Below are 10,433 nucleotides of genomic sequence, written 5' to 3'. Positions count from 1 at the left end.
GGAAGGTGTTGCGGCGTGTACACCCGGACCCCGTCTTTATAGTTCACGTCCCTGGCGTCCGTCAACGGATGTGAATCATGTCCATGTATGTGAACGCTTGAACGTCGAGACATGGCTGTGGAAGGCCTCGAGATAGCGACGGAGGAACGCCTCGGTCCCCTCGTCCGTCACCTTGCCGTTGTCCGTGATCAGCCCGTCGGTGTACCTGATGTAGGCCTCGGGCTGGGCCAGCACCGGGGAGTTGGTGAAGGACAGGATGCTCTTCAGATGTTGCTGGGCCACGGCCGTGGAGATCAGCCCCGGTGACGCGCCGATCACGGCGGCGGGCTTCCCGTCGAGGGAGTTCGCCCCCCACGGCCGGGTCGCCCAGTCGATCGCGTTCTTGAGCGCCCCCGGGATCGAGCGGTTGTATTCCGGCGTGACGAACAAGAGCGCGTCCGATCCCTCGATCGCCCGCTTCAACTCCCGGGCGGCCGGCGGGAAATCCGGGTCGAGGTCGTGGTCGTACAGTGGCAGGTCGCGGATCGGGATCTCGGTGAACCGCATCGCCTGTGGCGCCAGCCCGGCGAGCGCTCCCGCCAGCCGCCGGTTGATCGAGCCTTGCGACAGGCTGCCGACCACGTAGCCGACTTCGTAGGTCATGCTCATTGCCTTTCTCGTTGTTTTCCGCGAATCAGAGGAAGGTGACCCGGCGCCGCACCGGGCCGCCCAAGGCCGTGGCGCCGAAGGCCGCGGCCATGCCCACCAGGCCTACGCCGCCCCAGAGCGCGCCAGGTCCGAAGGGCAGCAGGAAGGAGCCGAGCACCGGGGCGAGAACCGCGCCCACCGACCAGCTCATTCCGGAAAGTCCGGCGTAGGTGCCCTGCAACGCGGGCGGGGACAGGAGGGACACGATGGTCGGGATCGAGCCCGCGACCGCGATCTCCCCCGCCGTCCAGATCACCACCGTGACCGCGAGCCCTCCCGCGTCGTGCACGAACGCGGTCAGGGCGAACCCCGTGGCCACGACGGCCGCCCCGGCCGCCAGGACCCGGTTCGGATCGAGTCGCGAGAGCCGTTCCCCGGCCAGGGGCTGGACGACGACGATCAGGACACCGTTGAGCGCCATGACCAGTCCGAAGTGGACACCCGTGATCCCCTGCCCGGCCATGGCGAGCGGCAGGGTCGTGAATGCCTGGGCGTACATGGCGCCATAGGCCGTCGTCACGACGCTGAAGGCGAGCATCAGCGGGTCGCGGAGTACCAGTCGCCAGGCGCCGCTTTCCGCTGCCGCCTCGGGCCTGGATTCCGGCACCGCCCGCCACACGAGCACCGCGAAGACGACCGCGACGGCGGCGTTGACACCGAACATCGCCGTCGCGCCGCGGTCGGCGAACCACCCTCCCGCCACCATCGCGACGGCATAACCGAGGTTCACGCCCCAGAAGAGCAAGCCGTACGCCCGCGGCCGGGCCGAGGGCGGGACCAGGTCGGCCACCATGGCCTGCGACGCGGGCCGGTAGGACTCGATGGTGAGCCCGAGCAGGAAAGCCGTCACCGCCACGAGCGCGAACCCCGTCGCCGCGCCCATCAGGACCATCGACGCCGAGGTCGCGAGCATGCCGCCGGTCAGCGTCACCCGGCGGCCGAAGCGATCGGCGAGCCGGCCCGCCACCACGTGCGAGAGCACCGAACCGACCCCGAAAACGGCCATCACCGCGCCGGTCTCGCCGATCCCGAAGCCCTGTACACGGGTCAAGTAGACGGACAGGAACGGCTGCACCATCGCACCGGAACGGTTGACGAGGACACCCAGCCACAGCATCCAGAACGGACGCGGAAGCGACAGCCGCCCGGCGGCCGGAGAGGTGAGGGTGATCATGCGGTCCATCGTTGACCGGAGGTTCCCGAGCCGATAAACGTTTCAGTTGTGCCTGAATCCTCGTGGGCGGAGTTCGACTTCACCTCCAGCGACCTCGCCCGGCTGCGCTTCGCGTTCTCCCCCGCTTCCGAGGCGATCGCGAGCCTGCGGTTGCTCCAGGATCCCGGTCGGCACGCGGTACACCTGCCGTGGATCCACGCCGTCCGGCCGCTTCTGCGCGAACTCGACCTGCGCCTGCTCTTCGCGCTGGTCCCGCTCGGCGCCTACTTCGCGGATTTCCTGACCCCGCCACCGGCCAGCCCGGTGCCCGACATCGACACCGAGCTCGACCAGATCACCCGCGCCGATCTCGGCGAAGCCGTCGCGGAGGCCTCCCGGGTCCCCGCCGCGGCGAGCGACGTCGTGCAGCGGTTCCTCGCCGACCCCGCCGCCGGGATCGCGCGGGCGGCCGAGGAACTCCGGCTCTACTGGGACACGGCGCTGGCCAGGTTCTGGCCGCAGATCCGCGGCCTGTTCGAAGCGGAGATCCTCCGCCGCTCACGCCAGCTGGCCCGTGACGGGGCGGGAGCGCTGTTCAACGATCTGCATCCGAACATCTCCTGGGACGACGGGCGGCTGAAGGTGCGCACCCGCGCGTGGCAGCGCCGCGGGCCGCTCGGCGGGGACGGCCTGATCCTGATCCCCAGCGTCTTCCACTGGCCCGACACCGCGGTGATGGCCGAGCCGTATCAGCCGAACCTCGTCTACCCCGCTCCCGGGGTCGCCACCGTGTGGGCGCGCGACGTCGTCCCGACCACCGGCGCTCTCGACGCCTTGATCGGCCGGACCCGGGCCCGCGTCCTCGTGGCCCTGTCCGACAGCGTGACGACGACCGCGCTGGGCCGACGGCTGTCGATGGCGCCCGGTGCGGTCAGCCAGCATCTGAAGGTCTTGCACGACAACGGCCTGATCACCCGGCATCGCACCGGCCGGGAGGTCTTCTACGCGCGCTCGGCGCTCGGTGACACCTTGTGCGCCAACGGGTCAGCGCTCTCCTGAACGGAACCGGTCGAGCACGCGGCGTTCCCGTTTGGTCGGCCGTCCCGCGCCGCGCTCCCGCCGCGCGACCGGCACGGCGGCCTCGGGCGGCGGCGCCGGCGTCCGGTCGATGAAACAGGTCGCGGCGTCGGCGGCGCCCACCCGCTTCTGGATCACCCGCGTCACTTCCAGGATCCGCGTCGTGTCGTGAACCCGCGCACGGACCTCGTCACCCGCCACGACCGTGGTCGCGGGTTTGGCCGGTTTGCCGTTCACGCGGACATGGCCGCCACGGCACGCCGCTGCGGCGTCCGGACGCGTCTTGGTCAGCCGGACGGCCCACAGCCAGCGATCAACTCGAGTGGACTCCACAGCAGTACATAGTGGCCTATCCGCCGTCTTTATTGCCACTCGGTATAGACGCAGGTATAACTTGTTCTAAATCCCTCAACGGTGAGGAAGATCACGTGAGCGACGAAACCATGCGGAGAAGCGCTTCCGGACAGTTATCCCGCCGCCTCTTTATTACAGGAACCAGTTCTATCTTGGGGGCCGCCGCCCTCGGCGGGACCGCTTCCGCGAAAAGTTCGATCGCCGACGCCGCCCGAATCCCGGCACTCGTCATCGGTTCCGGATACGGCGGCTGTGTCGCCGCGCTCCGGCTCGCCGAAGCCGGTGTCGACGTCCACCTCGTCGAGCTCGGCATGGCATGGGACACCCCGGGTACGGACGGCAAGATCTTCGCCAACACCACCAAGCCCGACTATCGCTCCTTCTGGCTGCGAACGAGGACCAAGCAGCCGTTGAGCAACTTCCTCGGCTTCCCGCTGGACAAGGACGTCCCGCGCCACACCGGGATCCTCGACGCCGAAGAGTTCGGTGGTATCACCGTCTACCAGGGCCGCGGCGTCGGTGGCGGCTCACTGGTGAACGGCGGGATGGCCGTCACGCCGAAGCGCGAGAACTTCGGGTCGGTCCTGCCCACGGTCGACGCGGACGAGATGTACGGCGTCTACTACCCGCGCGCCAACGCGGGTCTCGGCGTCGCCACCATCGACCCGGATTGGTTCGAGACCGCCGAGTGCTACCAGTACGCGCGGGTCGGCCGGAAACACGCGCAGCGGTCCGGTTTCCCGTTCCTGTTCGTCCCGGACGTGTACGACTGGGACTACATGAAGAAGGAGCAGGCGGGCACGGTGCCGAGATCCGCGCTGGCCGGAGAGATCCTCTATGGCAACAACGCGGGCAAGAAGTCGTTGCAGCAGACCTATCTCCCGCGGATCAAGGCGACAGGCCGGGTGACGATCTCGGCCCTGCATCGCGTCACGTCGGTCACGCCCGCGTCCGGCGGCGGATACACCGTGGCGATGGAGCAACTCGACACCGGCGGCACCGTGACGGCCACGAAGGCGGTCACGGCGGACAAGGTGTTCTTCGCGGCCGGAAGCGTCGGCACGAGCAAGCTACTGGTCAAGCTCAAGGCCACCGGCGCGCTGCCCGACCTCAGCGGCGAGGTCGGAAAAGGCTGGGGCGACAATGGGAACGTCATGTGCGGCCGCGCGAACCACATGTGGGACGCCACCGGAGCACTGCAGTCGTCCATCCCGACCGCGGGGATCGACAACTGGGCGGCGGGTGGCGCGTTCGCGGAGGTCGCGCCGCTGCCGACCGGCATCGAGACCTACGCCTCGTTCTACCTGTCGATCACCAAGAACCCCCACCGCGCGACGTTCTCCTGGAACCCCGGCGCGAACAAGGTCGACCTGAACTGGCAGACCGCTTGGAAACAGCCGTCGATCGAGATGGCGAAGACGATCTTCGACAAGATCAACGCCAAGGAGGGCACGATCTACCGGACCGACCTCTTCGGCACGTACAAGATCTGGGGCGACCATCTCACCTACCACCCGCTCGGCGGCGCGGTGCTCGGCAAGGCGACCGACAATTACGGCAGGCTCCACGGATATCCGGGCCTTTACGTGATCGACGGCGCGTTGATCCCGGGAAACACCTCGGTGAATCCGTTCGTCACCATTACCGCGCTCGCGGAAAGGAACATCGAAAAGATCGTCGCCACCGATCTGTGACGACGATCCACAATAGGCCGGGGCCGCCACCCCGGCCTATTGTTCAAAGTTTCGGAAGAACGCAAACGGTGTCGATGCCCAAAACGTGGTTCAGCCGTCCGAAGGCGAGCCAGGACCCGATGCTCATGCTCAGTTCGACGATCTCCTTCTGGCTGTAGTGCTCGGCCATCCGCTTCCAGAACTCGTCGTCGATACCGTGGTGGTCGAGCGCGTAGCGTTCGGCGTACTCGGCCGCCAGCCTGGTCCGCTCGTCGAACGCGTCCGTGGTGCGCCACTCGGTCACCGCGTCGGCGAACTCCTCCTCGACCTTCACCCCGTCGCGTTCGGTCCGCCAGTCCAGGCAGAAGACGCAGCCGTTGATCTGCGCGATCCGCAGCCGGGCCGCCTCGAACTCGCGCAGCCCCAGCGTGGTGTGCGAGTACACCGCGAGCGAGAGATTCGATGCCGCGACACCGATCCCGGGCACCATCTCGCCCCAGACGTAGCCGATCGGGTCCTTGCCCTCGGGAATGTCGATGTTCATCGCGCGCTCCTTCCGAGCTTGCCGGTGGCCGGTCGCAACGGGACGTCGAGTGCGTCGTAGAGACCTGGTTTCGCGTCGACGAGCCAGTCGATGGCGCCGACCAGCCTGCCGACCGCGGTCGCATTGCCGCCGGCCGACCGGTTCTCGCCCTCGTCGGTGGCCTCGACCGAGACCTCGATCCTGGGACGGCCTTCGATGATCACCTTGTGCGCCCCGTCGCCGCTGGGCGGCATCGGCCAGTCCGGCGCGCACGAGGCGTGGATCCGGGTGACGTGCTCGATGACGATACGGGGTTCGCCGTCCACGATCCCCTGCACTTCGAACCGGACGGCGCCCTGCGTCCCCGCTTCGAACTCGCCCATCGCCCGCGTGGTCACGGTCTCCTCCAGCGGGCGACGGTCCAGTGTCTCGCGGATCTCGTCCAGTTCGACGCCGAGACCGCGGGCGATGAGCCGTACCTGGCCGCCCCACACCATCGTGGGTACCGACGGGGCCAGCATCGGCGGCTGATAGTCCATCGGCTGCCCCATCCCGACCAGATAGCGGACGGAATCAGGCTGGTCGTAGGTGGTGTAGTCGAAGATCTCCTGGCAGCGGACCGCGTCCACGGTGGTGCCGAGCCCGCTGATCAGCAACGGCAGGATGTCGTTGCCCCATCCCGGATCCACCCCGGAGACGAACAGCGAACCGCCACCCTCCGCGATCGCCGCGAGCACCGGCTCACGCAGTTCGTCCGGCGCGTTGCGCTGGTCGTACAGCGCGTAGAGCGCGGGCGTCACCACCACCGCCCCGGCCCGGACCGCGCGGACGATGTCGGCCAGCGCTTCGGCGGGCCGGATGTCACCGGACGCCGCGTACACCACCGCCCGTGGACCCGCCGCCAGAACCGCTTCGATGTCATCGGTCGCCGCCACGCCCAGTTCGTCGTCGATCCCCGCGAGCGCGGCCGCGTCGCGGCCGACCTTCGCGGGATCGTGCACGACCACTCCGGTGAGTTCCAGCGCCGGATGCGCGTCGACGGCCCGGATGGAGGCACGGCCGATGTTGCCGGTACCCCAGACGACCGTGGGAATCATGAAGTCGAGGTTAACCGAATCCGAGTTCGGTTCCCAGTACCGAAACAATCACGAAAACCGCAGGTCAGAGCGCATTACTCGGGTTTTTTCGAGTGGGCAACGAAAGCGTTCCGGTGCGCGGAACGGGCGTCGTTTTCTTCGGTGGGCGGCAATACCCGTTGGACCGGTCGCGCGGCGTCTGTGTAGTGTGCGCTCTCGTGACGAGCCCCGAGTCGGACAGAACCCCGCCGCCGGTCATCCGGCGGCGAGTCGTCGTGTCCTGCCGTTAGGTCCTCTCGCCTCCCGGTGACCGGAGCACTGTTCCGTGCGTCCGGCCGGGTTCTCTCCTGTCCAGCGCACGGCTCCTCCTGTTCACTTTCTTCTTGGGAGTCGTCCGTTGCCCCTGTTCGTCTATGTCCTCGGCCTTGCCGTTTTCGCGCAAGGCACCTCGGAATTCATGGCCTCCGGTCTCGTGCCGGGGATCGCCGGTGAGCTGTCCGTCCCGGTGGGCGCGGCCGCCGCGCTGACGTCCGCCTACGCCGTCGGAATGATCGTCGGCGCTCCCGCGATGGCCCTGCTCAGCGCGCGCTGGCCTCGGCGCCGAGCGTTGGCCGGGTTCCTGACCGCCTTCGTCGTCGTGCACGTCATCGGCGCCGTCACGACGAGCTTCCCGCTGTTGTTCGGCACCCGGGTCGTCGCGGCGGTGGTCAACGCCGGATTCCTCGCCGTGGCGATGCCGGTCGCGGTCGCCCTCGCACCACAAGGGAAACAGGCGCGGGCGACCGGGATCCTGTTGGCGGGCATCACGCTGTCCTGTGTCGCCGGAGTGCCCGCGGGCGCCGTACTGGGTGATCTCGCGGGCTGGCGTTCCGCGTTCTGGGCGGTCGCCGCGCTCTGCCTTCCCGCACTGATACTGGTGTTCCGTTCGGCACCGGCCGACGCGGCGAGCCCGCCCGAAGTCTCGATCGGGCGCGAACTGCGCGAACTGAAATCACCACCCGTGCGGCACGCGATGCTCCTCGGCGCGTTGGTCAACGGCGCGACCTTCACGACGTTCGCCTTTCTCGCCATCATCGCGACGGACGTCGCCCACCTTCCCGCCGAAGCGGTTTCCGGTCTGCTGGCCGCGTTCGGTGTCGGCGCGTTCCTCGGTGTCACGGTGGCGGGCCGCAAGGGGAACGGCGAACTCCGGCGCGGTCTGGTCTTCGCGTTGTGCGCCCTGCCGGTCGGCTGGGCGGCGCTGGCCGCGACCGGCACGCAGCCGATCGCGTTGTTCGTCCTCGCGACCGTCCAAGGTGGACTGTCGTTCGGCTGCGGTTCCGCCCTCATCGCGCGGGTCATACACGTGGCTCCCGGCGCCCCGGCCCTGGGCGGTTCGTTCGCGACGGTCGCGTTCAACGTCGGGGCATTCGTGGGTCCGGTGCTCGCGGGGTTCGTCACGGAGGCGACCGGTGACTACCGGGACGCCGTCTGGATCAGCGCGGCGGTCGCCGTCGCCGCGCTTCCGCTCGTGCTGCGGCGGGGATGGGTAACATCGGCCTGACCATGGAGATGATCACCGTCCCGGCGGGCCGGGCGACGCTGGCGGACCGGCGGACCCAGCGGAGCTGGACCGTCGATGTCGCGTCCTTCCGGCTCGCCCCGGTCCCGGTCACCCGGGAGACAGGCCGGCTTCCCCTCGTCGACGTCTCCTGGCAGGACGCCCTTCTGTTCTGCAACACGTTGTCCGAACGCGAGGGCCTGAATCCCGCCTACGAGCCGGCTTCCTCGACCTGGGACCGGTCCGCGAACGGCTACCGGCTGCCCACCGAGGCGGAATGGGAACACGCCTGCCGCGCCGGCACGACCGGTCCCCGCTACGGACCGCTCGACGAGATCGCCTGGTATCGCGGGAACTCGGCGGAGTCCGTGCACGACGTCGGCGGGAAGGCGCCCAACGCGTGGGGCCTGCACGACATGCTCGGCAACGTCTGGGAGTGGTGCTGGGACGTCTACGACGCCGAGGTGTACGGCGAGTACCGGGTCCTGAAGGGCGGGGGCTGGTTCGACGAGCAGTGGAGCTGCCGGGTCTCGGTGCGGCGCCGCAGTCACCCGACCTTCCGCGTCGACGACGTCGGCTTCCGCCTGGCCAGGTCACTGTGACCCCGCCCGCGGCTCCCGTTGATCACCCGATTGAATGACGCCAGGACACCCGGCCGGGGTGTCGTACCTCTGGAGGAAACCGTGACCGGAACCGCTCCCCGAGACGTCGAACGCGTCTACTCCACCGCCGACGTCGTCGCGAAACTGCGCAGGCTCGCCGACGCGCTCGAGTCCGAGACCTCGTTCCGCATCCAGATCGCCGGGGAACGGTTCCGCGTCCCCGCCCGCGCGCAGTTCTCGATCGAGCACGAACGCGGCGACGGCGAGGAAGAGGTCGAGTTCCAGCTGAAGTGGAAGATCGAGGAGACCGACTCGGACGACGACGCCGAAGGCACCGTCGTCTGATCTTCTGTCCACAAAGGATCGGGCGGGCTCGTATCTCGTTGGCGGGCCCGCCCTCTTCTTCACTACCGTTCGCCCATGACCAAGCGCTATGACCGCCGTGCGTTCGCTCTCGCGTACCTCGCGGCCCAGCCTGAGTACTCGCACGGGTTCAGCGACGACGTGTGCGAGTTCAACGACGCCCTCAAGGCTTATCGGGAACGACTGCTCAAGGGGCTGGAGTCCCTCTTCGGTCTCGAACTGACCCGGGACGGCATCTCCGGCAGGACCGACGGCTCGGTCTTGTTCATGCTGTTCACCAGCGCCGCCCGGAAGCATCTGGAAGTGAAGGAATCGGGCTTCCTCGAAGGCGGTTTGCTCGTCAAGGTCCTGGAGCGGGCCGGACAGGACGGACCTGTGCTCGCGTCGATGAGCCGGAGCAACGACCTGCGGGACAGGTTGTGGGAGTCCTACGTCGACACGATGGAACTGGTGCTCGGCATCCTGCTCGGCGAGCGGGCGGACGCTGTCTTCACCTCCGACGACCTTCGCGGGATCGGGGTGGACGACACCGAGCCTCGTGAGTGGTAAGGACGGTTCTAACCGTCCTTACCACTTACGAAGCGTCAGACGATGCCGCCGTTGGCGCGAAGGACCTGCCCGTTGACCCACCGCGCCGGACCGGCGAGGAACGAGACGACCTCGGCGATGTCGGACGGGGTGCCGAGGCGTTCGAGCGGGGGCTGTGCCGCCATGCTCGCGATGGTCGCCTCGTCCTTGCCGTCGAGGAACAACGCCGTGGCGGTCGGGCCGGGGGCGACCGCGTTCACGGTGATGTCGCGGCCGCGCAGTTCGCGGGCGAGGACCAGGGTGACGGCCTCGACCGCACCCTTCGTGGCGGCATAGGCCGCGTATCCCGGCAGGGCGAGGCCGAGTACCGACGTGGAGAAGTTGATGATCGCGCCGCCGTCGCGCACACGGCGCGCGGCCTGCTGATCGACCACGAAAGTGCCGCGGATGTTGGTGCGGTGCAACCGGTCCAGCCGATCGAGATCCAATTCCGCCACCGGCGCGAGGTACATGATGCCCGCCGCGTGGACCACGACGTCGACCCCGCCGAAGGTCTTCTCCGCGGTGTCGAACACGGCCGCGACGGCCTGCTCGTCGGCGACGTCGGCCTGGGCCGCGATCGCCTGGCCTCCGGCGGCCGTGATCGCGTCGACCGCGGCCTGCGCCTCGTCCTTGTTGCCGCCGTATACGACGACGACCGCGAACCCGTCGGACGCCAGCCGCTCGGCGGACTCCCTGCCGATGCCCCGGGACCCGCCGGTGACGATCGCTACGCGTGCCATGAAGAGCTCCCATCAGGTGTTTCCATCGGTAACGAGATCACCGTATCACCGATATCGAACCACTGCTACCCGCTG

General features: G+C 68.5%; 12 protein-coding genes. 6 read left to right on the top strand and 6 right to left on the bottom strand.

What is annotated here, in order from left to right:
- Nucleotides 1-75: 75 nt before the first annotated feature.
- Nucleotides 76-642 carry an NADPH-dependent FMN reductase gene (locus MJQ72_RS07390; protein WP_240598375.1) on the bottom strand — a complete coding sequence of 189 codons (567 nt, stop codon included), beginning with the start codon at nt 640-642 and terminating at the stop codon, nt 76-78.
- A 31-nt stretch (nt 643-673) separates the two neighbouring features.
- Nucleotides 674-1,861: an MFS transporter gene (locus tag MJQ72_RS07385; protein WP_240598374.1), complete on the bottom strand. Its 1,188-nt coding sequence runs from the start codon at nt 1,859-1,861 to the stop codon at nt 674-676.
- A 48-nt stretch (nt 1,862-1,909) separates the two neighbouring features.
- Between MJQ72_RS07385 and MJQ72_RS07380 the strand changes: the two genes are divergently transcribed.
- Nucleotides 1,910-2,899 (top strand): DUF5937 family protein, encoded by a 990-nt coding sequence (locus tag MJQ72_RS07380; protein WP_240598373.1) that lies wholly within the window; start codon nt 1,910-1,912, stop codon nt 2,897-2,899.
- On the opposite strand, the gene MJQ72_RS07375 is transcribed toward MJQ72_RS07380, so the two are convergent.
- Entirely contained in the window at nt 2,885-3,250 is a 366-nt protein-coding gene (locus MJQ72_RS07375; RefSeq protein ID WP_007029562.1) for an RNA-binding S4 domain-containing protein, read from the bottom strand. The two genes, MJQ72_RS07380 and MJQ72_RS07375, sit on opposite strands and share 15 nt — an antisense overlap.
- A gap of 173 nt (nt 3,251-3,423) precedes the next feature.
- On the opposite strand from MJQ72_RS07375, the gene MJQ72_RS07370 reads away from it, so the two are divergent.
- Nucleotides 3,424-4,965 carry a GMC oxidoreductase gene (locus MJQ72_RS07370; RefSeq protein WP_240598372.1) on the top strand — a complete coding sequence of 514 codons (1,542 nt, stop codon included), beginning with the start codon at nt 3,424-3,426 and terminating at the stop codon, nt 4,963-4,965.
- A gap of 43 nt (nt 4,966-5,008) precedes the next feature.
- On the opposite strand, the gene MJQ72_RS07365 is transcribed toward MJQ72_RS07370, so the two are convergent.
- A complete protein-coding gene (locus MJQ72_RS07365; protein ID WP_240598371.1) occupies nt 5,009-5,488 on the bottom strand; it encodes a carboxymuconolactone decarboxylase family protein in 480 nt (159 codons plus the stop codon).
- Entirely contained in the window at nt 5,485-6,564 is a 1,080-nt protein-coding gene (locus tag MJQ72_RS07360; protein WP_240598370.1) for a dihydrodipicolinate reductase, read from the bottom strand. Before MJQ72_RS07360 ends, MJQ72_RS07365 begins: the two co-directional genes overlap by 4 nt.
- A 376-nt stretch (nt 6,565-6,940) precedes the next feature.
- Between MJQ72_RS07360 and MJQ72_RS07355 the strand changes: the two genes are divergently transcribed.
- The 4 genes from MJQ72_RS07355 to MJQ72_RS07340 all read left to right on the top strand — a co-directional run bounded on the left by MJQ72_RS07355 (nt 6,941) and on the right by MJQ72_RS07340 (nt 9,597).
- Nucleotides 6,941-8,086 carry a Cmx/CmrA family chloramphenicol efflux MFS transporter gene (locus tag MJQ72_RS07355; protein ID WP_240598369.1) on the top strand — a complete coding sequence of 382 codons (1,146 nt, stop codon included), beginning with the start codon at nt 6,941-6,943 and terminating at the stop codon, nt 8,084-8,086.
- A 2-nt stretch (nt 8,087-8,088) separates the two neighbouring features.
- Nucleotides 8,089-8,685 carry an SUMF1/EgtB/PvdO family nonheme iron enzyme gene (locus MJQ72_RS07350; RefSeq protein ID WP_240601274.1) on the top strand — a complete coding sequence of 199 codons (597 nt, stop codon included), beginning with the start codon at nt 8,089-8,091 and terminating at the stop codon, nt 8,683-8,685.
- Nucleotides 8,686-8,766: 81 nt separating this feature from the next.
- Complete coding sequence (locus MJQ72_RS07345) at nt 8,767-9,030, top strand: amphi-Trp domain-containing protein (RefSeq protein ID WP_016334492.1); 264 nt, start codon at nt 8,767-8,769, stop codon at nt 9,028-9,030.
- Nucleotides 9,031-9,105: 75 nt separating this feature from the next.
- Nucleotides 9,106-9,597: a hypothetical protein gene (locus MJQ72_RS07340; RefSeq protein ID WP_240598368.1), complete on the top strand. Its 492-nt coding sequence runs from the start codon at nt 9,106-9,108 to the stop codon at nt 9,595-9,597.
- 35 nt (nt 9,598-9,632) lie between these two features.
- On the opposite strand, the gene MJQ72_RS07335 is transcribed toward MJQ72_RS07340, so the two are convergent.
- Complete coding sequence (locus MJQ72_RS07335; RefSeq protein ID WP_240598367.1) at nt 9,633-10,358, bottom strand: SDR family oxidoreductase; 726 nt, start codon at nt 10,356-10,358, stop codon at nt 9,633-9,635.
- Nucleotides 10,359-10,433 lie beyond the last annotated feature (75 nt).

It is taken from the genome of Amycolatopsis sp. EV170708-02-1, assembly GCF_022479115.1.
GTDB lineage: Bacteria > Actinomycetota > Actinomycetes > Mycobacteriales > Pseudonocardiaceae > Amycolatopsis.
The sequence above is the reverse complement of the archived record's forward strand: the minus strand, read 5'-3'. Positions and strand labels throughout refer to the sequence as shown.